The sequence below is a fragment of the Natrinema gelatinilyticum genome, assembly GCF_024266705.1.
Classification (GTDB): Archaea; Halobacteriota; Halobacteria; order Halobacteriales; family Natrialbaceae; genus Natrinema; species Natrinema gelatinilyticum.
In genome coordinates this window covers 315170-337698 of sequence record NZ_CP100757.1, presented here as the reverse complement: position 1 = coordinate 337698, position 22529 = coordinate 315170, and the positions used below count along the sequence as shown (strand labels likewise).

Genomic DNA, 22529 nt, shown 5'->3' with positions numbered 1-22529 from the left:
CCACCTACTGAACCCTCACTCTAACGATCACAAAGAATTCTGGCTATCCAGCGGCTGAATCCTCTCGTTCATCAGTGGGGATATCGTATATACGCCCATGAACACCGTCCACCGGTTCATGCTGGCAGCTGGACTCGTCGTCCTCGGTGGCGTCGCGAGCGTCGTCGCAGCGCCAGCAATCCCCGACCAGCTCGTCACGCACTGGAACGCCGCCGGAGAACCAGACGGGATGATGTCGAAACCGCTGGCGCTCGCGCTCGTCCCCGGACTCTCGGCAGTCCTGCTGGCCGTATTCGCCGTACTCCCTCGAATCGATCCACTTCGAGAGAACGTCGCGGCGTTCCGTCCCTACTACGACTGGTTCGTCGTCATCTTCATGGGGTTCATGATCGTCGTCCACGTCGGCGTCATTGCGTTCAACCTCGGCTACGAGTTCGACTTCACGCTCCTCATACTCGGGGCGATTGCTGGCCTATTCTACTACATCGGCATCCTGCTCGCCCACGCGGAACGCAACTGGTTCGTCGGCATCCGCACCCCGTGGACGCTCAGCAGCGAGGAGGTGTGGGACCGCACTCACGAACTTGGAGGTCGCCTGTTCAAGCTCACCGCGCTGGTCACGTTGATCGGGCTCCTATTCGGTGAATACGCCGTATATTTCCTTCTCATGCCCGCGCTTCTAACTGCTGCAATCACGGTGGTATACTCGTACTATCTGTACGAGCAACTCGAGCGAGGTGCAGAACCGTCCCCGGATTCCAATCTCTGAGGTCGCGCCACGGAGGAAACACCCTCGAACGAGCAGGTGAGGTAGATCAGGGCATACAGATCGACCACTCAATCTCAGCTGGATGAATCGTCAGTCAGTAACGGAAACGAGAAAATCGGCCATGTGAACTACCCTGCCCTACCGCGCTCGGGCTTACCCAGCCCTCGCTTGTTACGGACAGGGCTTCCTGCTTCGGTGTCGGAACGTGCAGGGAACGTCCCCACAGCGTCCACAAGACGCGGAGCGTCTCGTGCGGCCCGGCAGAACGCCGGTTGGCGTTCTGCGGACGGTTCCAGACTCCACAGGCGGCTTCCCTTGACAGGTGGTTCGGAGTGTCCCACTCCTACCGGTTGGACACTCGGCCACAACCGACGATGCACGCTTGTTGTCGCGTTTGAACACCGCCGGAAGCGTGGTGAGCATCTTATTACCACCTTCGAACGAAGAGATAATAAGGGTGCCGATTCACACGAAACCAAGACGTGCGGGCGTTGTCTCCCCTCCCTGCTCGCTTCGCTCGCTGAGGATAGCGCGGGACCGTCGGTCCCGCTGACCATTCGAACGGCGTCGCCGTGAGCAGAAGGGGGCTTAGCGCCCTCAATTACAGCTAATTGTTGAACGCGGCTGGATTCTCCATGTTTGACGTGTGACCAGCATCGGGCACGACCGCAGTACGAACGTCCGGAATCGTCCGCTCCATATATGCCATATGGGTGAACACGGACCGGCTTTCGTATTCGCCGTTGAAGACGAGCGTCGGGACGCGAATCGACGCCAAGTCGACCTGCCGGAACGCGTAAATCGCCCGGAAGACCTTGTTGAACTCCGCGGTGTCGAACGCCGACTGGCTGAGTTGGACACGTCTACGACACAGGAGAAATAGGACGTCTCTGTCGACTGGTTTCACGCCGTGAGTGACTCATACACGCTATCACACAACTCACTGAACAGATGTGTTCTATCAAAGTACGGTTCAAAAATGACTCAGCTACGCGTGGATACTTCATTACTCGTGAGCTTGAGTCGCTTCAGGGAATGCCATAGGAAAGCCGAGACATCGCCGGTGAAGAACTCGAGACGGGGGTGACCCATTGCGTACACTTGAGCATCAGTCGCGACGAGATCCTTCTCCCGTATCCTCTGGAACGACAGTGAATCCCAGCGTGTGGAAATCGCCCGGATCAAATGTGAAGACGTGCTCAATCTCGTATTCGCGAGCGAGTGCACCGCCAAGGTGATCGAAGAACGCAATCTCCTGGTCGTCGTAGTCGACGAAGCGCTCGTGCGCCGCATTGAACATGCCATCAGTCACGGGAACCACATTGATTGTCTCTGAGGCTCGGATTTCCTCGAGTATCGAGACAGCGTGGTGGTGGCTCTTCCGGTAGAGGATCACTGTTGCAAGCTCTGCAAGCACGTACCGGCTCGTGAAAATCGGTCCGTACTCACCGGTCCGAATCGCGTCGAACACAGCTGAAGCTCGAGCGTGGTTGGCGTCGTCCTCGACATACGCCGCGTAGAAACCGCCCGTGTCGATGAATAACGGAATGGGTGTATCCTGGCTCATGCCGACCCAGCGTCATCATAGAGGATATCGTCGATGTTCTCAGAGGTATTGGTCGGCTCTCCCACTTCGAAGGTCTCGCGATCAAATATCGAATCGTCTGGGTTGACGTCGCGGATCGTTGCTTCGCTCGCCTGCTCGCTCTCGCTGGAGAGCCACCACACGACAGCTCTCCCCCCGACCTTCGATTTCTCGAGCGCGCCGTCATCGGCGAGGCGTTGGAGCCGTCGATAGGCCTGTGAACGATCAATACCGAACTGATCACCGACTGACTGCGCTGTCTGGATTGGGCGATCCTCGCGAGCGATGAACGCAAGGATCTCCTCGTCTGTCACTGTCGGTGAATACTCGCCTCGGTCATTTCTGTTCATGGCTCTCACTACGTAGTGCACCGATATAGGTCTACGCACCACAAAGTGTACCGGTAGACAGAAAACAGCACACTACGTAGTGTATACTCGTTTCAAGGATGATCGACGCCTTACTCGAATTGTTAAAGAACCGACTGGCCGTTCGATGGCAAACCGAACAGAAGAATGGACTGCCATACACTGAGCGACGTGTGCTGTTGAAAACAGATGAGAACATCACCCAACCGGGCTCGATCAGGTCCACATCCACAAAACGACTGACCCACCGCAATCGCGGTTATACGTGTGGGTTCGTTACTAGCTGGTCTCTCGTTCGATCGGTCGACGTCGGTCCGAACTCGAGACGGAGGGAGGAGTGGGTTCCGAGGACATCAGGTGTCACTGGCTCTCGAGCCGAGTGCCCTCACGTCATAAAGGGCCTCGTTATCGATCAGTTCGAATCCGTCCGGGACTATGCCCAAAACGGTACGAATCCTCGCTTCTGGTGGCTCTTTTTGGTCTGTCTATCGATGCTTGTACTTTCTGGCCCCGGCAGGCGGCTGTGAATGTTCGACTCCCTATCCGCGAACGACGTATCGTTGGATACAGCGGATACACTTCGAGAGACCATAGCGCGCCCTCCCATCTATAGGGATTAGCAGTACAATCCATAGTTTTGCTTCAGTGATCTACAGAGACTGACAGATATTCGGTTATAAATACACAGCGCGTATCTTGCAGACCTCTCAAAGATAATGCTGCCTCGGTTTCGCGTGCCTGTGCCGTATTGTTACCCGTTCGTTGATGGCAGACTAACTACTTCGAACCAGAACTCCTCGATGGTTCGGATGAGATCGGTGAACGTGTCGGGGCTGACCGGCTTGATGAGGTATGCGTTCGCGTATTACTCGTAACTCCTGACGATGTCCTCTTCGGCGTCCGATTCGGTGGGGATGAACACCAGAATGTGCTTCAGGTCGAGATCGTCTTCGAACTCATCGAGCACCTCTAGTCCGTCGACTCGGAGGAGGTTCAGATTCAGGAGAACGTGATCTGGACGCAGCACAGCTTCGTATTCTCCGCGTCGGCAAAGGAAATCTAATGCCGCCTGCCCGTCCGTGACGACGTGACGGTTGTTGCTGATCCGTCCATCCTTGAACGCCTCCCGTGTTAGCGGTGGCGGTGAGGGTGCCAAGCCCCCGCCCTCAAGGAGCCGCCGAAGGCGGCGAGTAGGGCGGGGTAGTTCACTTGAACGTCCCCGGAGTTATCCTCGACGAGCAGAATCTCGGCTGGTCCATGACGATCAGTCGTCGATTTCCTCCGCCGTTGTGGTCTGTCCGTTGGGCTGATCGCCGGGATCACGTGAGCGATTAGCATCCGGAATGGTGAAGTAAAATGTCGATCCGTCACCCGGCTCGGACTCGACCCAGATATCACCTCCGTGTCGGTCGATGATCTCCTTACACAGCGCCAGCCCGATACCTGTTCCCGAGTGTTCTTCGGCGGTGTGAAGCCGCTCGAATACGTCGAAGATACGGTCGGTGTGCTCGGGGTCCATCCCGATGCCGTTGTCGGCCACCTGGAACACCCACTCCCCACCGTCACGTTCGGCGCTGATCTCGATCCCCGGTGGATCGTCGCTTTGATACTTGATGGCGTTCGAGACGAGGTTCTGAAACACGTGTTCGAGCTGATTCTGATCGACGTGAACCGTCGGCAGGGATCCAACGTCGATTTTAGCGTCGTTCTCTTCAATCTGCCGCTCGAGGTTTCTGAGCGCGTTCTCGATGACCGCATCACAGTCGGTGGGTTCGAGCGGTGCGGCCTCGGTATTGATCCGCGAGTACGCGAGCAGATCCTCGATCATCTCACCCATCCGCTCGGCACCATCAACCGCGAACTCGATGAATTCCTCGGCATCCTGATCGAGTTCGTCCGCGTATCGACCTTCGAGGAGTTTGAGGTAGCTCGATACCATCCGGAGGGGCTCCTGGAGGTCATGGGAGGCCACGTAGGCAAACCGTTCGAGCTGCTCGTTGGACTTCTCGAGCTTTCGTTGGTACTCCTTGAGTTGGGTGATGTCGTGAGTGACACCCACCCGCCCCATCTTGTCATCTATTTCGAGGGGGACGACCCGGTTGTGTACGACGCGGACCTCGCCATTCGGCCCGATGATTTCTGTCTCGAACTCGACTGAGTTGCGATCACCGTCGATGAGTTCGCGCCACTCCTCCTCGTCTGTGTCTATGAAACGCTCGCCGAAGAAGACCGAACCGTGAGCGCCCAGCAACTCCTCTCGGGTATGCTGGCTCATCGAGACGAAGGCGTCGTTGACGAAGACGATATGGCCTTCGCCATCGGTGGCGTACACCCCGTCGTTGACGGTCTCGACTATCCGCTCAAACTGCTCTAACTGCTGCTCGCGTTCCTTGCGCTCGGTGACGTCGTTCGCGTCGCCAACGATCCGATAGACGTCGCCGTCCCGGTCGTGGACGGCGGTAGCCCGATCGTGGATCCACCGAACCTCGTCGTCGGGGCGAACAATCCGGTACTCGGCCTCGTACTCGTCTCGCACCTGCTTCTCGAATTCCTCGAGCGCCCTCTCCCGATCGTCCGGATGGATTGTCTCGGCCCAATTCGTAGCATTCTCGTAGAGATCTTCGCGGTCCACTCCCCAGACCTCCTCGTAAGCGGGGTTCACGTAAAGGACCTCCTGCTGATCGGCGGTCGTCATCCAGACGACCTGTTCGAGGTGCTCGGCGAGTTGTCGGAATCGGCGTTCGCTCTCGCGAACCTCCCGCTCCATCCGCTTGCGCTCGGTGATGTCGCGGACGACGCCGACACGACCCCACTCGCCCTCGACCGGGAACTGCCTGAACCGGCTCTCGACGGTGATCGCCTCGTCCTTGGCTGTGTAGATCACCTCCTCGAACGAGGCGACATCCGTCTCGCCGGACTCGAATTGTTGCCGCGCCTCCGCGTCGATGTCTTCGAAATTTTTTCCGAACACCGTCGAGGCGTTGGTCCCCAAGAGCTCCGAGCGGTCGAAGTGCGTCATCGAGATGAACGCGTCGTTCACCCGCTGGAACCGCCTTGCCTCGTCGAGGACATAGACGCCGTCGTCAACTGTCTCGACGATCCGCTCGTACTCTTCGAGGTTTTCTCGGGCTTGCCGCAGTTCCGTATTGCGTCGTTTGAGTTCGCTTGCGCGCGTTCTCGACCGGGAATTATGGAAGCCGATAGCGTACCCAGCGATGCCACCGAGTGAAGCCAGGTTGAGGATGACACGGGGGGGTTTAGTCAAGTTGCCGGCGGCAGGCTGGACGTGATAGAGCCAGAGGGCTGTGGCCATCACGATAACGCTACTGAAACACCAAACACTGATAATCGGATAGTAGTGAGGATCAATGTCGGTATTAGGTAATTGGTACGAGTAGTAGATGAGGATGGCTCCCGAACCAGCGGATAAGCTGAAGGCAATAAATATGTCGAACGGCGGCGCGTTTCCCGAGGTCAACGTGTACGCCAACACGGTGGCGAGGACGATCAGCAGGCCCCCGAGGAACATGATGGAGTATCGCCCACCAACGGCACGCATCCACCGATGCCTGATAATGGCGCGAATCAATCGGCGTACGCCAGTCACCTCCTCACGAGGAGTAACTTGCTTCCTTGGGGAGTTCGTGGTCTGAGATCGGTCGCTTGTGTCCAATCTTGTATTTTCTCTTGTCATTCTTCGGGAGGCCCTTTGCTGCGGAACGCGTGGGTCAGCTACCGCGTACCCCGCGCTCACCCCTTTCATCAGTGGGGATCGAAGTTGGGTTTGACCTCATTGTCCATTTGATATCGGGGGGACGGGAATAATCCTGCTGGTTGTCCCTACCTGTTCCTCAGTAGAAGTGAAGACGGTAAGAGGCTTCCCGAGTACACGCTGGCCTGTTGTTGATTCGCTGCTGCATACATCCTCTGTATCGGTCATGGTAATTTCGACACATCTGCAATTTGCCACGTTGGAAAACTATGAGAACGTACACTAATCCCAATAGAAGGGATAGTGAGTTATCGTCACCGCCAACGTGTTGGACTGGTTCACTTATCGAGAAGCGCGTATTAGCAGGGAATATCCAGACTAGTTTATGGATTTACAGGTCGTATGAGTACAGTTGGGGAGGAGTATGGCCAATTCGCAAAATACAGCTGTAACGGAGGTACCATGACTCGAACCACGATTGCGACTCGCGAGGGGACGACGACCAGGCTCCCAGAGGAAACCGTCGAGGCGTTCCGGAGAGACCTTCGCGGACCGTTACTCTCGCCCGCGGATACAGGATTCGAGGAGGCGACGCGCTTGTGGAACGGTATGATCGAAAAACAACCGGCGCTCGTCGTTCAGCCGACGGGCACAGCTGACGTCGTGACCGCGGTAAACTTTGCCCATGACCACGACCTCCTGCTATCGGTGAAGGGCGGCGGCCACAACATCGGCGGTACCGCGTTGGCTGACGGGGGGTTGACCATCGACATGTCGAGGCTCCGTGGCGTACTCGTCGACCCGGAAGCGCGGACAGTGACCGCCCAAGCTGGCTGTCTGCTCGGAGATGTCGACCGCGAGACTCAGCTCCACGGGCTTGCCACGCCACTCGGGTTCATCTCCGAGACCGGACTAGCCGGTCTGACGCTCGGGGGCGGCTTCGGCTACCTGACCCGCCGGTTCGGATGGGCGGTCGACAACCTACTCGAGGTCGAGATCGTCACCGCCGACGGGCGGGTTCGCCGCGCCAGTCGTGAGGACCACGAAGAACTCTTTTGGGCGGTCCGCGGCGCAGGACACAACTTCGGCGTCGTCACGTCCTTCACCTTCCAGCTCCACGAGATTGGTCCGACGGTCTACGGGGGACTCATCGCCTGGCCTGCGGAGCGGAGCGACGAAGTCCTCGAGACCTACAGACGACTCACGACGTCGGCACCGCGAGAGTTAACGGCATTCCTGATCCTCATGCGAGCTCCGCCAGCGCCGTTCGTGCCAGCGGAAGCGCAGGGCAAACGAATCGTCGCCATGACCGTCTGCTACAGCGGTGATCTGGCCGACGTCGAGGAGGTACTCGCGCCCATCCGATCGCTGGATGACCCCGTCGTCGATCTCCTACAGGAACAACCCTACACGCGACTCCAGTCCTCCCTCGACGCCACTGAGCCGAAGGGGATGCACTACTACTGGAAGACCGAGTTCGCCACCGAGCTCACCGACGACCTGCTGTCGACCTTGGACGAGTTGTCCACAGAGTGTCCAATTCCCATGGCACAACTGGTCGTGATTCATCTCGGCGGGGCCCTCAACGAGCGCGACGAGAGCGATGGGGCGGTCGGTAACCGCGATGTCCGCTTCGTGTATGGCGCGGCTGGCATGTGGGAACCGGACGAACCCCAGGCCGAGCAGTTCCGCCAGTGGGTCCGCGACGCCTGGAAGCGAATTCGTCCCTTCTCGACGGGCAGTACCTACATCAATTTCCAGACCGGTGAAGAAAGCGACGAGCGTATCCAGGTGACCTACGGCGACAACCACGATCGACTCGTCGAAGTCAAAACTGCGTACGACCCGGACAACGTGTTCCGGTCGAACCGGAACGTTCGTCCGACCGAAACCCACGTCAGCTGATCGAGGGAGAATTTATGACGGTGGATACATGAACCAGGAGGGGGTGAAGCGATCTACGTCGTCATTGTTTCGACTACTTCGTCTCTCTCTGAAGCGGATATCATTGCGTTCGCGGACGAGCACCTGGCCGATTACAAGAAACCGAAGAGCGTCGAGTTCGTCGACGAGGCCCAAAAGACTCTGCACGGAAAACAGGATAACAGCGTGTCATAGCGGTACTTCGAAGGAATGTCGAGGGAGAACTTCTCAGACGGTCGGCTTAATGTTCTGGTTGAGGTGGAACACGTTATCTGGATCGTATTCGGTTTTGATCTCGGCGAGACGTCGGTAGGTGTACTCACCATAGGATTCATGGACCCGTGGGGTGCCGTCATCGGCGTCAAGGAAATTCACGTAGACCCCTTCTCGATGGGGTTCGAGCGCATCGAAGAACCGACGGGTCCACGCTGTTTCCGACTCGGCGTACTTCTCCTCTTCGTCGGGACGCCATACACCGTTGATGTTGATGTTGTGAGGCGAGTTCCGACCGGTGTAGGCGGTGGCGTCATGATCAACGCGACTCACCGCTCCGCCGAGATGGAATAGCACCGAGTACGAGCGAGGTGACTCTGCCGAGAAGGCGTGGTCGACGAACACGTCGATCAGGTCATCAGACAGCTCCGGCAGATCAGTCGACTTCCAGTAGTAGTGCCATCCATGGGGGACGGTGCTGTCGAGCCCGCCCTGGTGTGCCAAATAAGGCTTGGGGGAAACCAAGTCGAGAATCGGTGTGCCGTGCTCACGCAATGGTCGGAGGACGCGTTCACCCTCGTTGACTGGCGCGGCGTAGCAGGCGTTGATGGCTATGGCGGGTCGCCAGTGAAATTCCTCGGGGACGGCTGGGAGGGGAGGAATAGTCCCGAATCTGATGACGGTGCCAAGCTCGTCGGGAGCATCTCGCGCGAAGTCGCGATAGAAGCGTAGTACGTCGGCGGTGTCGTCCGCCGCCCAGAACACGGGCCCGGCGAATACAGTGCGACCGACAGGGTGGAGGGCGAACTCGAATGAAGTCACAATTCCGAAGTTTCCGCCGCCGCCTCGTAGTGCCCAGAACAGGTCCGAGTGCTCGTCGTCCGAGGCTCTGATGAACTCGCCATCGGCGGTCACCACATCGGCGGAGATCAAGTTGTCGGCGGTGAGGCCGTGCTTGCGCATCAGCCAGCCGATCCCACCGCCGAGTGTGAGTCCGGCGACGCCAGTGTGGCTGACGATGCCGCCCGTGGTTGCCAAGCCGTGGGCCTGGGTCTCGTAGTCGACGTCACTCCACAGGGCACCGCCCTGTACCCGGGCGGTCCGCGTGCGAGGGTCAACCCATACGGCTCGCATCTCGGAGAGGTCGATGACGATCCCGTCGTTGCAGACGGCGGTGCCGGCAACATTGTGGCCGCCGCCGCGCACCGCGATTTCAAGGTCGTGTTCCCGTGCGAATGTCACTGCCGCGATCACATCTGCGGTGCCTGCACACTTGGTGATGACCGCAGGATGGCGGTCGATCGTCCCATTCCAGACTGCGCGGGCCTCGTGGTAGCCCTTGTCGTGGGGTTGAATCAGGGTGCCCCGAAGCGTTTCTCGGAAGTCGTTAATTGGTACCATGTCTTACTTTCCCCTACCACACGAATTGCGTTAGCTATTACCGTACCACAAGGGCTGCTGACTACATACTCTCTATTCAGCAAACCGTTTTTGACAGCTATCGGTGATATCGATTACTATTTCGTTATCTGTTTGACCTGAATATAGAAGCTGAACCCGATAGCGCGAGTGCAGCACGAACTGACGGCTGAATAGCGGGGTCCGTGAGCACTCACTACAGGCGCAGACAGTATATTGAGAATTCAGAGTTTGTCATCAAGCAAATATTGACATCATGTCATGAAAGTGTTCTCAAGTGTCGTCGCTGTTTTATATGAAATGCTGGTGTGCGGTTGTCTGAGTCGGTCCCAACCGCTGCTGTGGGCTACTCAGAGAGGCATGAGCCATGAGCAACGAGCCACACCACACGACGGCGGAACCAGAATCCGAATCACTACAGGCAACCCGCCGAACCGCACTTCGCGGGGCAGGCCTCGCCGGCGTACTCGCGCTGGGTGCCGGCAGCGCCACTGCCAGCCAAAACCCCTCGGAGTCGGACACCCAGGAGGCTGAAAACGAGACGTCAGCAGATGTCGAGTCAGTCCCAGTCACATGGGAGAACTTCCCACGTGCGCAGATACATCTAATGATGGAGAGCATCGTCGAACAGGGCGGGTTCGGCGAGTTTTATCATTACCGAACGTTAGTCGAACCTGGCGTGCAGCTCGCCGCCTTGCCCAATCGCGACACGTTCTATTCGGTTGGTGTCTTCGACTTGACCGAGCCGGTCACCATCACCAAACCAGACACCGGTGACCGCTATCAGTCGATGGTTATCCTCGACGAGGACCAGTATCTGAAAGGGAGTTTCTACGATCCCGGCGAGTACACGTTGACCCAGGACGGGATCGGGACGCGGTACACGTGGGTCTTCGTCCGCACGTTCGTCGACCCGAACGATCCGGGCGACGTAGCGACCGTCCATGGCTTACAGGACGAACTCGCAGTGAGCCAAGACTCGCTCGGCACGTTCGAGATTCCCAATTGGGACCGCCAAACACACGCAGAACTCTTCGACGCGCTCGTCACGGTCATGAAAACTATGGACGACTTCGGCGGCGCTTATGGCGACGTCGGCGAGGTCAACCCCGTGAAGTACTTGCTCGCTAGTGTGACACCGGGTGGGTTTCCGGAATCTGAAACAATCTACTCTTCGAGGGTTCCTGACCAGAACGACGGCGAGACGCCACACACACTCACTGTCCAAGACGTCCCGGTCGACGCGTTCTGGTCGGTCACCGTCTACAACAGTGACGGGTTTCTCGAGGAGAACGAGTACGACGCGTACTCGTTCAACAACGCGACTGCAGAGCAAGCCGATGACGGCAGTATCACAATCCATTTCGGCGGTGACCCCGATCAGCCGAACTTCCTCTACACTCCAGAGGAGTGGTTCTACGTGGTCCGGCTTTACGGTCCCCGCGAGGAGATTCTCGACGGAAGCTATCAGTTCCCTGAGACCGAGCTGGTCGAGTGACAAGAGCGCGAACGTCGATGTTCTGACGACTGAGTCGGCGTGACTCGACCGTCGCTCGTCTTCCGTTTCGTGCTGAACTTATACTCTATGTCAGTCACGTCCCTCTGACAAGAATCAGTCAGTTTGTTAAGTGTGTGCTGAACTCAGAGCGCGTATGCTGTGCCGGAGTCTCCAAAGATGGTAGTCGGTGAGATCGATCAGTATAGGTGAGACCGTTACCGGTAGGAAATGCACGTATCCGCTTTGAGAGTATCAATTGTCGTCCGTTGAATTCGGTATTTCAGGGGTCAAGGACGCACTGGAATTGTCTTCTACTCTGTGGGTTGGACGCAGCTGTGCAAGATACGGAGCGCGTAGTCAGCAGCGTCTGGAACCGGAACTGATCGGGTTGTGGGCTTTATCTCACTCATCGACGAAGGATTAGACGATGGAACAGCCCTCGGCGTTCGATAAAGTTCGAAAGCGTATCGGTGCCTTCCGGATGAAAGGCGCATCACGCGAACAGATCCGGGCAAGACAGAACCAACGTCTCCAGGACCACCTCGAATTCGTCGTCCGCGAATCCAGATTCTACAAACACCTGTATGCAGACGTCGAGCGGCCGATCACCGATCTGCGATCGCTGCCGCCGGTGACCAAATCACAGTTGATGGAACACTTTGATTCGGTGGTGACCGATACAGCGGTCGAATACGCAGACGTCGAGGCGTTCACGAGCGAAACAGCGACCATTGGCCAACGGTTTCTGGGCCGGTACCCGGTGTGGTTGACTTCGGGAACGACCGGCGAACCCGGTGCCTTTCTACAGGACGAGTGGTCGTTGCTGGCCACGGACTCGGTAGGTGACCGATGGTCAGCCCCTGCCTTCATCGACGGTGAGATGATCAAACGACTCGTCACACACAACGCTCGGACCGCCGAGATTGCTGTCGGTGGCGGGCACTTCGCCGCCGCTTCGGGCGTCGAACTGTTTCGGAGGGAGAATCAGTTTCTACGCGACCGGATGCGCCTCGTCTCCCCGGATCGGCCGCTCTCGGAGATCGTACAGGAACTCGACGAGTTTCAGCCAGCGATCTTGGTCGGATACTCGACGGTCCTCATGGAACTCGAGCGAGAGCAGCGGGTTGGGCGATTGAACCTCACGCCGGCGTTCATCGTACCTAGCGGTGAGCCGATTACGGAAACCCAGAAGGACCGCCTCCGGAGGACGTTCGATTGTATCGTCCGAGAGGTGTACGGTGCAACGGAGTTCTATAGCATCGGCGTCGAGTGTGATCACGGGAACTTACACGCCAATACTGACTGGATCGTTCTCGAACCGGTTGACGCGGACTATCAGCCCGTCGAGTTCGGGGAACCATCCGAGACGGTTCTCCTGACGAATCTGGCGAACCGAATACAGCCCATTGTCCGATACGATCTCGGCGACAGCATCACGATGTACGAGGAACGCTGCCCCTGTGGGAGCGCCTTCCCAGTGATCGAGGTTGAGGGCCGGCAGGGCGATATCCTACACTTCGAAACGGTATCTGGCGAGCAGATCCCGATTTTCCCGCTCCCACTCACGAGCGTCGTGGAGGAGGTCCCCGGCGTCCATCGATCTCAGCTCGTCAAGACCGCCCCAGAGACGGTCAGCGTTCGCCTCGAGATCGAGGACGATGCCGACGAAGCGGCAGTGTGGGATCGGGTCAATTCAGCTCTTGTGGCCTTCTTTGACACACACGAGGTCCGAGACCTGACCGTCGAGCTAGCGGCCGAACCACCGGCTCGAGATCCTACGAGTGGAAAGTACCGACACGTCTGGTCCGACGTCTGATTAAGACTTGCTATACACCGGCCACTCAACGGACGATCCTCTGGCGATCCGACGAAAGATAGTTCGGCGAGCCTCACGAGTTGGTGCCACTACGAGACGCTGGACACGACACGGCCAAGAACTCGTTCTCTTCGGCAGACAGTCAGAAGAGTGTGTTACAGGTGGCCGTACCCCTTGCGTTCGAGTTCCATCTCCAGTTCGACGTGCATCGCTTCGACAGTCTCTTCGTCGAAATGCTGTCCCGTCATCGCTCCCGAAATCTCCGCGATTTCAGCATGCCACTCACGCACTGCGTCTGTAAGGGCCGCTAGGAGTTCTTCCTCTGTTTTGTCTGCTCGCTCGACTTCTTCGACGACCTGCCATCCTGGCTGGAAATTTTCGAGGACGTATCCTGTGTCCTCAAACTGAATCGCGAACCGCTCGCAGACCGTCCCAAACCCGGTTTCGAGACTGAGTAATGGAATGACGTGAACGATATCATCGCGCTCTTCTAGTTCACGAAGATCCGCAACAGGGACAGCTGTTTCGGGGAGCACTGAATAGAGTGGTTCCGGGAGAGGCGGGTCGTTCCCACCGGCTTCCGGCGAGTCGTACTGATCGTCGATCGGGTCGCCTTTCTTTTTCACAATCGCCGGCTCTTTGTCACTCGGTTCCTCGCTGACGATTTCTTTTAAGATTGCGTAGAACCGCCATTCATCGCCGTAGTCATACAGATAGCAGATGCGGTCGTACTGTTCGAGGCCGAGCTGGCGGGTCATCTCGCCGATCGTCACGTCGCCAGCGTTCTCAATCCGCTCGGTACGCAACACTGGATCGCCACCGAGTGACTCCTCATATTCCTGCGGACACTGGTATTTGACAGCGCTATCCCAGTAGTCCTCGTCCTCTCCAACGAACCAGAGGTGGTCCTGATCGAGCCCAACCGTGGGGTTGATCGCCGACTGCAACTCAGCGATCGCTCTGTCCGCGCCGACGACGATATCCCGCCACAGCGACGTCGGGTCTAGATCGAATTTGACGCGAAAGCGGTAGGCAGTCATCCTTGGAGCTTCGTTCCCGTACGGAAACTGGTAAGGTCATCGATGCGGTCTTCCAACTCTTCGATCTCTTCTCGGAGTTGGTTCGCCTCGTCATCTTCGCTGGCAGCGAGGCGGTCCTTCAACCCCTGAAGACGGGTTTCCTTTACATCCTCGTCGACTTCCGCTTTGCGGACGTACTCGCTTTCTTCGATTTCGTAGACACGCTCTTATGTAGAGCTGGGGAATGCCCCACGGTTACACTGTGATGGCTGATCTCAAGAGAATATGTCTCAGCCAGCATTCGGGAAGATGCTGCAACAGCTCGTTGATCTTGGAGTGATTGAACTGCAGACGAAGCCGCTCGATGATCAAATCGAGCGGCGACTCAAGAAATTCTGGGAGCAGGCTCCGTGTCCAGAATGCGGTGATCCAAGCATCCAAACGTGGCCGTCATCGAATCGTGTTATCTGCCGAAGCTGCGGGTTCAAGCCGGTTTGCACCTACGGAACACCGTTTCACGAGAAGCACCTCACCACTGGAGAGGTGCTTCTCGCATTCATCCTCTATGCCGACACGCTGTTGAGTATCTCGAAAATTGCGACACTGCTCGATCGAGCGTACAAGACCGTCTACTACGCCATTCGAGAGGTCGAAGCCGCGGTTCAGCGAGGCTTCCCGGTCGTCTGGAACCAGTTCCAGCAGGAAATCGACGGACCGGTACAAATCGATGAATCCAGCAGCGTCTGTTCAGGATACAAAGGCCAAGACCCGCCGCGGGACAGCCGTCACCGCGGCGGGTCGTCTCGATCAGGACGCTCGCGCTGGCGTGGACGACACGGCGACCAGATAACGCTCGTCACGGCGTGCCGCGACGTGCTACGGGTTGTTCACGGCCAGCTTGGCATCAGTTACGAAACAGACCTTGATCCAGTAATACAGGAGGCTGAAGACCTCTCCCAGCCGCTGGGAGAGGTCTGGACTGATGGTCTCCAAGCGTATCGGCGGATGGAGTACACTCACCAGATCGTTGTGCACGACGAGACGTATGTCTCGCCTGACGGTGTCCATATTAACCAGGTTGAGTGCCTCTTTTCACTCATCAAACCGTGGCTACGGAAGTTCCGCGGCGTGTCCAAGCACGGCTTGGAGCAGGCCGTTCACACATTTGGAATCATCCGTTCATTGAATCTCGCTGGCGCATCCCTCGTAAGCGTCATCGACTGCCTTGCTATGGGGGCATTCCCCAGCTCTACATAAGAGCGGTATTCGAGCGAGGACTTTGAGAAAGTCCTCGCTCGAAGTGCCTTCGACGGTGAGTTTGTCCATACGACCGCGAAAGAACTGCAGCTCGCTCGAGGAGAAGACATTGACCTTCAGCAGCGGAGTTCGCTCGCGAAATCGCTTCTCTACCATCTTCGTGGATTAAGCCCGGACGCCATCGACGCCCAGTTCGATGGCGTTCGGGCAGCCACGTTCGCTCACGCCCGCCAGCAGCGGGCGTTCGCTCGTCCTGTCGACGTCGCGCTCGATATTCACGAGTGGCTCTACTACGGCTCAGCCGAGACACCGCACGTCTGTGCGATCAATCCAGACCGCGGAACGAACCTTGCCTACGCATTTGTGACGCTCTGCGTCGTCGATCCAGCGGTTCGGCTGACACTGGCGTGGGAATCGATCGAAGCGGATGACTCCCGCACGCTGCGGGAGTCCATCCGCCGACTCATCAAGATCGCTCGCCAGTTCGTCCAGATCAACCGCGTCTACTGCGACCGGAGTTTCTACCGGGTTTCACTCGTTCAAACACTGGCTGATCTGGACGTCGGGTTCGTCGTACGTGCGCCGAAGACACCGGGCGTCAAGCGCGTGCTTGACGCCCATGACGAGGAGACGTTCGTCACCAACTACGAGATGGTCCGGAAACAGCCATCGACGGGACGAATATCGGTATCACTCGTCGTCGTCCCGCACCGAACGCGGGACGACGACTCGTTCTGTCTGGTAACGAACTGTGACGTCTCGGTGGGGTTCGCCGAACCGTTTGCGGAAGCGTACCGCCGTCGCTGGGGGATAGAGACGTCCTATCGGAAGATCGGAAAGTTTCTCCCGCGAACGTCGGTGACGACTTTCGCGGTGCGGCTGTTCGAGTTTCTGTTCGCTGTGGCGTTGTACAATCTTTGGATTCTGGTGTGTCTGGTTCTCGTTGAGCAGCGAGTATTGACCGACCGACCGGCAGTCTCGACAGCCCTGTTTCGGCTATTTGTATTGTCACTTCCAGACGGATAGCAGAGAGTGCGGCGGCTAACCCGGGCCGACCCGGGTCAGCACGCCGCTGCCGACTGGCAAGACTACATTCACTCCCTTCCGCGGTCAATTGAGTGTCTGATGAATGTGTTTGTTCAAAGTGTGAACACTAGTTGACTGGTTAATCTTGACCCTGCGGTCGGGAACTGGCCGCATCTGTTCGGAGGTTCGGCACCTACTGTTTAGTCGTGGGATATGCGCCGTACACATCCTGTGGGCAACGCTTTTGAGCGGTGCCCGCGTCTCTTGTCGTGTCGGTCCGAAGGGTACGACCCCTTCGGCAACCGATGGCCCGAAACTGGCGGTTCGAGTGTCCGCCCATCCCGGAAACGGGACGTGCCCTTCGTGGGAACAAAAACCAAGCGTCGGGCTTCAAGACGCGAGACAAGTAACTCCGAGTCCGCTGACGCTCCGTTTTGGTTCCGGCGGAACCAAAACGTCGGATCCGAACGGGGCGAGGATAGGAGTACCGGCGGCGTGGCACCGCCAGCGGCCCATCCTTCGCTACATAGGTCGCGGGCGGGGATTCCAACCCCGCCCGCGACGGTGGCCCGCAAACCTGCAAACACCCAATCCAGCGCGATGCGGTACGGCGTGGGAAGCCCATGACTGCAGTCATGGGAGGCTGTCACCTGACGCTGTTCTATAGATTTCATCAGCGGCCTGGCTATACGCGGTATTCTGAGTCATGTGTGTTCACCAATCACTAGTTTGTTCCCAGAGAAGATATAGGAGTTCTACTGACCGTTGCAGAGAATCAGATACAATGATCGTCTGCCAGATAACAATCTTCTCGAAATCGTAGTCATTTCAATTCGTTTTAGGTTCCGTATGTGCCTCCAAACACTATTCGTCGGCGTACAGTGGAGATAGTGGATTCTACTGCTCCGTGACGGATACACAAGAAGACCTCAAATATATTTGAGTTACATCGCTGCCAATATGTAGGGTATAAGACAATATTTATGCCAAATTGAGGATTACAGCACTCTATGAAACTCCTCGAGTTCGTCCGTGAGCGCCAGTGGATTCCCATCACTGGATATCTAATCTACGTGTCTGCGCTCACGGCCGGGTACTATTACAATCTCACGTTCGTCCAACTGGGACTGACCGATCTCGGAACGCAGGAAATCGGCATGCCCCCCGGGGACGTGTCGATAGTGATGGCCATACTTGCACTCCTCACCCTCGTCGCAGCCGTCGCCAGCGGCGTCCTGATGGATCGGCGTGGGTGGAGTACTGATCTGTACGTGAAGTTCCGGTTGCTCTTTCTGGTCGTTCTCGTCCAACTGCTTCTGACGATCGCTGCCCCACACGTGAGTACGATCGAACCGTTCGTGCTCTGGGTGATCGTCTGTTCGATGGCGCTCGGCGTCGGAATTCCAGTGTCCTTCAGTTTCATGCTCGATTTCGTTCCCGTGAGGGACCGCGGATACGTCGCTGCCATCGTGGCAGGATTGTCGTTCTTCGCTGCGGCCCTGTATCCAATCGAATGGCGAATCGACGAGTTTAGTCTCGTCATGGGCGCAATGATGGTTCCAGCTGTTCTCGTTCTCGCCATTCTCTCAGTCAAGCGGTTCCGATTCGTCGATAGCCTCGCCAGTCAACACGAACGCGACGCGTTCGGAACTGGCCGATTCTGCCGACCGATACCGGTTCGAACGGTCAGTTTCGCGTTCTTGGGACCGGTTCTGCTAATGTTTGGCGTCTTCTTCATCGATAGTCTGGGCTTTCTCCGGATCATCGAAACGCCGCTGTACATCTACACGTCCTGGCAATCCCCCGACCTGAGCGTCCGGTTGTTTATCGCTGTCTTACACGTTATTGGGGCACTCGCCGCTGGCGTCATCTACACGAATTTCGATCGGAATTGGCTGTTCTTCTCGGTGTTCGGCCTGTTCGCGTTCACACACCTTCTGTATGTTTTCCATATTCAGTTTGGAGCGGGTGATACCCCACCACTGGTACTGCCGATGTTCTACGTTCTCGCGGTCAGTTTCTACACGACACTCAACTTTGCACTCTGGCCGGATCTCTCCACGCCCGAGATGATCGGTACGCACACGGCCCTCGGTGTCGGGATAGCGGGGTGGCTGGCGACCTTCTTGAGTACCTCGCTGGCGCTGTACTCCGAGGGGGTCGGACTCTCACTGTTGAGCCATCTGACGTACGTGAACGCGCTGGCACTGCTGTTCGTCGTCACGCTGCCGGTGCTGCTATACGTGCATCGGATGGTTGAATTGGCTCGTGGAGGGACGACGCCATGAATCTGGAACTCATCCCGCTCTTGATAATCGTGCTACTCATGATTTCGGCGGGTGGGGCAGACGTCGAGACCACCGAGTTCGTTATTGAAGGAGACCACGAGATGACCGAGCACCGAGGCGCGTTGATCGTCGGGGACGCAACAGTCACGGTGCCGACCGACGAAGCGGTGTCCGGTCCGGTCTACGTTATCGGTGGCGAGTTCCGGGTCCATGGAACAGTCGAAGGTGACGTGACGCAACTCTCCGGATCGCTCGTCGTCGAAGACGGTGCAACGATCGGCGGAGAACTCCAGCACATCGGTGGGAGCGAGGAACTGTCCGCCGAAGCAGTCATTGTAGAACGGACCACTGTCGTGTTCGAAGCCGCCGAACCCGGCCCGATCGCCGCGTATACGCCGATCGTGCTGACGACGTTGATACTAGCGCTTGTGGGGGCGTTGCTCTCCCGAAAACGTGAACCACTGCTCGATAATGTCGGGGCAGCCGCGCAAGATCATCCACTGATTAGCCTCACCGTGGGAGCACTCCTCTCCGTAACGTTCCTCTCCGTGTTCGTCTTCATGGCGTTCACCCTGATCCTCCTCCCTGTGAGCATACTCGGCCTTCTAATCGGTTTATTGATAATTTTTTACGGAATCATCGCACTGGGATATCTCGCTGGTCAACAGTTGAACATCCCACGAGTCGGACTGGCGACCGGTCTCGGAGTCGTTGTTATCATGGTGCTCTTACAGGTGATCGGAGTAATTCCGATCCTCGGGGACCTGATCGCGGGCGGGCTTCTCCTGACCGGACTGGGCGCTGTCGTACTGACGTACTTCGGATTGCAAGAGTTCGAACCGGTATCGCTTCCGGAGTGATGCTGAGATTAACAGTTAAGGAGTAGACAAATTTTCCCCTCACAACCCAATTGAAACTGTTCCTGTATCGTCCATTTTGAGACGAATCGTCTCATCGTTCAGCGTGATTTCGACCGTAGCTGTAATCGGATCAACTCTTCTAGTTCATCGGCCTCGAGATCGAGGATATTACCACTCATAGAGCGTGTCATAGAATTGGTCACAGGGGCATTGGACTCCGTAGTGAACCGTTAGTACAGGGGGAAAGACTTACCGGTGAGGTATCTTGGTAGGGAGTAACGATACAGCGTCACTCGTGTTACTTCACTAATAATAAGTAACAGTGGTATAGAACCTAGAACGTGCGTCGTATCTATCTAGCCGTAACTGGAGCGAGCTTCCTTTGGGCCATAGCGGTGGTATTACTCATGCTTGGCCGATATACTCCCTTTCCTACGTTTGACCTTGTACGCTCAATTGTCTCCCTTGGTGCGATTATCTGGACTATTCTAGGACTAGGAATACTCGTACGAAACGGGTATCAGCGACTCTTAAAGTGACAAGTATATACACTCACTTCCAGCTGATTCAATCAGAGAGAGTAACCAAATTATCTGCGAGTCTTTCTATGACATGCTCGAGACGGAGGTAGGAGTGGGTTCCGAGGACATCAGTTGTCTCTCGGATAACGCTGTGACCACTCCAGTCCACGTGCTCCAGCATGAGTTCTGAGAGCGCAGACACTGCTGATATCGCTGAATAGTCTTTCAGATACAAAATTGGCAAGTGATTCCTGCTGGAAACACGATCTATATTTCGCTCACCTCACTATCCGAAGTGATAAACTCTAAAGCAGCACGAAATTTCAGTACTGTATGTTACCTATTCTTGTAACGTTCAGGTCGTTCATCTTCCCCTCAGTACATCTCACAAAGCTACGTTCGAAAGTACCAAATATGCCTTGACAGGTTCCATATATGACAGGGTGAAAATTAGAAGTATGAAGCGTAGGTCATTCCTTGCCGGTGTTGTTGGCTCGATTCCCTTATCTGGATGTTTTTCATCATGAGTGTCATCGATGCAGTTCGACTCGGCCGGTTCTTCAAGAACAACTCGCTACCGCCATCAAACCGACTGCTGAGGCCTAACTAAAGACCAATAGTCGACGACTGTGGTGCCTACGGTGCCGTTGACGTCCGGTTCACCGCAATCGATATACCATCATTCGTCTCGAACCCCTAACGGGAACGTCTGTTGCACTCGACTTCGATTCGTATTCGCCGGCTACAGTCGGCTTCTGCTCGACGTGCGCTTCAGTCGAGGCGATCAAGCGAGCCATAGAGTTCCTCGTTCTGAATATGGGTACAGAACTGTGCGCACAGTCGACAGCAGTCGACGGTATCCGTGAACGTCCGAACGCTTGCGTCCCAGCGTGCATGGACTGATCCGAGCATCGCACTTCGCACTGACGGTTCGGTCGCCACCATCATCCGCCGCGTCCGCTCTGGGGGCGTGGCCTCGGCCGCTGGCCCTCGCATGCCGTCGCTCGACAGCAGATCCTCGAGGACGCTCCCAATCTCGATGCCGACGCCGAGATTGTCGCCCACCTCTGCTGCGATGAAAATGGTCACATTGCTCGCTCGCGCGAAGGCGATACTCTGTGTCGCGGCGTCCATCTCTTCGAGTGAGATTCCAACATCGATCGCGAGGAAGGCATTGAAGCCGCGGTCGCGGAGACAGTCACGCGTCTCCTGGAGGAGGCGTAAGACTTCGTCCTCTGCATACTCACCGCTGGCCTCATTCCACGTGGCAAACGAGGGTACATCGATCTCGACGTCGGCATCTGGCGGCAGCAGTGCGTCGACGTCGAATGTCCGATACGGCCCCATCACATAGACAAGAAAGTGCTCGCGTCGGACTGGAGGAAGGGCATCCGAGTCACCGACCGCCTGAGGCAGATTGTCGATAATCCGGTCCCGCATTCGCGTCGTCGATTCAGAACGCCAGCTTATAAATCCTGGTGTTTTAAGGATTTCTCTACTAGAGAACGACTAAGTACGTGGTGCTCCAACACTCGAACCGAGGCATCCCAATGGTCGAAACCGACCGCCGTTCAACCGACGAGGTTCGCCAGCCAGAGCCGCTACTCCCCGAGGAGAGTGGCTTGACGCTCGAGGAATACCTCGCAATGCAGCGGGCGATCGGCCACCCGACGCGGTTTTCCATCCTGCGCACGCTCGTCGCCAACGACGAACTGAGTGCCGCCGAACTCAAGTCCGCGGTCGACGTTGAACCCCACAACTTCCACTACCACCTCGATGAACTGGTCGACGTTGGGTTGATCGACAAGCGCCAGCGACGGACCGCCGACAGCCAAGGGTTCTATACGTACTACCGGCCGACCGCGATGGGGCGCGGCATTCTCGAGCATGGCGTCGAGGAGTTGATGCGGCGTGAACGCGAGTTCAACGACGCCTATTCGTGACTTCCGCCCCTCCCTGCTCGCGCCTCCGGGCGTCGTCAGAAAACGGGAGTGATCTGCGCACCGTTTGAATCACGTTGTCGCCGAAACTGGGCTCGACGATATGAGGGGCGCAGCTTGCAAACCTGGGTCGTTCAAAGGGTACACCAATCACTCGAGTTTTCTGACTGCCAATCAGAACGCGTTAGGGTGGATTTCGTCCGCTCCGCGTACTGTTTTGTACGCAGAGTGGATCAGCTTTGCAGATGCCTGGACTGAGCGGTTTCTCAGTGCTGAGAGCCTGCAAAAGTTACGACCGTAAGTGAACTACCCCAC

The 22529-nt window shown here is 57.0% G+C and carries 18 protein-coding genes and 2 pseudogenes; 11 read left to right on the top strand and 9 right to left on the bottom strand.

The window, feature by feature from the left end:
• The first annotated feature begins 97 nt into the window (after positions 1-97).
• Positions 98-769 carry an SdpI family protein gene (locus NJU76_RS19645; protein ID WP_254533499.1) on the top strand — a complete coding sequence of 224 codons (672 nt, stop codon included), beginning with the start codon at positions 98-100 and terminating at the stop codon, positions 767-769.
• Between the two features lie 607 nt (positions 770-1376).
• Here the strand turns inward: NJU76_RS19645 and NJU76_RS19640 are convergent.
• The 3 genes from NJU76_RS19640 to NJU76_RS19630 all read right to left on the bottom strand — a co-directional run bounded on the left by NJU76_RS19640 (position 1377) and on the right by NJU76_RS19630 (position 2704).
• A complete protein-coding gene (locus NJU76_RS19640; protein ID WP_254533498.1) occupies positions 1377-1676 on the bottom strand; it encodes an alpha/beta fold hydrolase in 300 nt (99 codons plus the stop codon).
• 201 nt (positions 1677-1877) lie between these two features.
• A complete protein-coding gene (locus tag NJU76_RS19635) occupies positions 1878-2336 on the bottom strand; it encodes a type II toxin-antitoxin system VapC family toxin (RefSeq protein ID WP_254533497.1) in 459 nt (152 codons plus the stop codon).
• Positions 2333-2704, bottom strand: coding sequence for a helix-turn-helix domain-containing protein (locus NJU76_RS19630; protein ID WP_254533496.1), 372 nt, complete (start codon positions 2702-2704; stop codon positions 2333-2335). The genes NJU76_RS19635 and NJU76_RS19630 overlap by 4 nt, the downstream gene beginning before the upstream one ends.
• Before the next feature lie 98 nt (positions 2705-2802).
• Between NJU76_RS19630 and NJU76_RS27350 the strand changes: the two genes are divergently transcribed.
• Positions 2803-3249, top strand: coding sequence for a DUF8008 family protein (locus NJU76_RS27350; RefSeq protein ID WP_486642024.1), 447 nt, complete (start codon positions 2803-2805; stop codon positions 3247-3249).
• Between the two features lie 224 nt (positions 3250-3473).
• Here the strand turns inward: NJU76_RS27350 and NJU76_RS27145 are convergent.
• Both NJU76_RS27145 and NJU76_RS19620 read right to left on the bottom strand, forming a co-directional pair.
• Positions 3474-3878, bottom strand: a pseudogene (locus NJU76_RS27145) (response regulator).
• Positions 3879-3986: 108 nt separating this feature from the next.
• A complete protein-coding gene (locus NJU76_RS19620; protein WP_254533495.1) occupies positions 3987-6251 on the bottom strand; it encodes a PAS domain S-box protein in 2265 nt (754 codons plus the stop codon).
• Between the two features lie 645 nt (positions 6252-6896).
• Here NJU76_RS19620 and NJU76_RS19615 point away from each other — a divergent pair.
• Together NJU76_RS19615 and NJU76_RS27140 are read left to right on the top strand one after the other, a co-directional pair.
• Complete coding sequence (locus tag NJU76_RS19615; protein WP_254533494.1) at positions 6897-8339, top strand: FAD-binding oxidoreductase; 1443 nt, start codon at positions 6897-6899, stop codon at positions 8337-8339.
• Between the two features lie 24 nt (positions 8340-8363).
• Positions 8364-8552 (top strand): AMP-binding enzyme, encoded by a 189-nt coding sequence (locus NJU76_RS27140; protein WP_425604338.1) that lies wholly within the window; start codon positions 8364-8366, stop codon positions 8550-8552.
• Positions 8553-8585: 33 nt separating this feature from the next.
• Here NJU76_RS27140 and NJU76_RS19610 read toward each other — a convergent pair whose 3' ends face one another.
• Entirely contained in the window at positions 8586-9971 is a 1386-nt protein-coding gene (locus NJU76_RS19610) for an FAD-binding oxidoreductase (protein ID WP_254533493.1), read from the bottom strand.
• 385 nt (positions 9972-10356) lie between these two features.
• On the opposite strand from NJU76_RS19610, the gene NJU76_RS19605 reads away from it, so the two are divergent.
• Together NJU76_RS19605 and NJU76_RS19600 are read left to right on the top strand one after the other, a co-directional pair.
• Positions 10357-11487, top strand: coding sequence for a DUF1214 domain-containing protein (locus NJU76_RS19605; protein ID WP_254533492.1), 1131 nt, complete (start codon positions 10357-10359; stop codon positions 11485-11487).
• Positions 11488-11914: 427 nt separating this feature from the next.
• A complete protein-coding gene (locus tag NJU76_RS19600) occupies positions 11915-13303 on the top strand; it encodes a hypothetical protein (RefSeq protein WP_254533491.1) in 1389 nt (462 codons plus the stop codon).
• 155 nt (positions 13304-13458) lie between these two features.
• Here NJU76_RS19600 and NJU76_RS19595 read toward each other — a convergent pair whose 3' ends face one another.
• Positions 13459-14343, bottom strand: coding sequence for a plasmid pRiA4b ORF-3 family protein (locus NJU76_RS19595; protein WP_254533490.1), 885 nt, complete (start codon positions 14341-14343; stop codon positions 13459-13461).
• A pseudogene (locus NJU76_RS19590) lies at positions 14340-14543 on the bottom strand (DUF7983 family protein); the annotation flags it as partial. The gene NJU76_RS19595 and the pseudogene NJU76_RS19590, both read right to left, overlap by 4 nt.
• A 64-nt stretch (positions 14544-14607) precedes the next feature.
• Here NJU76_RS19590 and NJU76_RS19585 point away from each other — a divergent pair.
• From NJU76_RS19585 to NJU76_RS19570, 4 genes are all read left to right on the top strand, one after another.
• Positions 14608-15579 (top strand): IS1595 family transposase, encoded by a 972-nt coding sequence (locus NJU76_RS19585; protein WP_254533489.1) that lies wholly within the window; start codon positions 14608-14610, stop codon positions 15577-15579.
• 363 nt (positions 15580-15942) lie between these two features.
• Positions 15943-16605, top strand: coding sequence for a transposase (locus NJU76_RS19580; protein ID WP_254533488.1), 663 nt, complete (start codon positions 15943-15945; stop codon positions 16603-16605).
• A 1010-nt stretch (positions 16606-17615) separates the two neighbouring features.
• On the top strand, positions 17616-18893 hold the full coding sequence (locus tag NJU76_RS19575) for an MFS transporter (protein WP_254533487.1): 1278 nt from the start codon (positions 17616-17618) through the stop codon (positions 18891-18893).
• Complete coding sequence (locus NJU76_RS19570; protein WP_254533486.1) at positions 18890-19753, top strand: hypothetical protein; 864 nt, start codon at positions 18890-18892, stop codon at positions 19751-19753. Before NJU76_RS19575 ends, NJU76_RS19570 begins: the two co-directional genes overlap by 4 nt.
• Before the next feature lie 1292 nt (positions 19754-21045).
• On the opposite strand, the gene NJU76_RS19565 is transcribed toward NJU76_RS19570, so the two are convergent.
• Positions 21046-21714: a DUF7509 family protein gene (locus tag NJU76_RS19565; RefSeq protein WP_254533485.1), complete on the bottom strand. Its 669-nt coding sequence runs from the start codon at positions 21712-21714 to the stop codon at positions 21046-21048.
• 110 nt (positions 21715-21824) lie between these two features.
• On the opposite strand from NJU76_RS19565, the gene NJU76_RS19560 reads away from it, so the two are divergent.
• Positions 21825-22217, top strand: coding sequence for a winged helix-turn-helix domain-containing protein (locus tag NJU76_RS19560; RefSeq protein WP_254533484.1), 393 nt, complete (start codon positions 21825-21827; stop codon positions 22215-22217).
• Positions 22218-22529 lie beyond the last annotated feature (312 nt).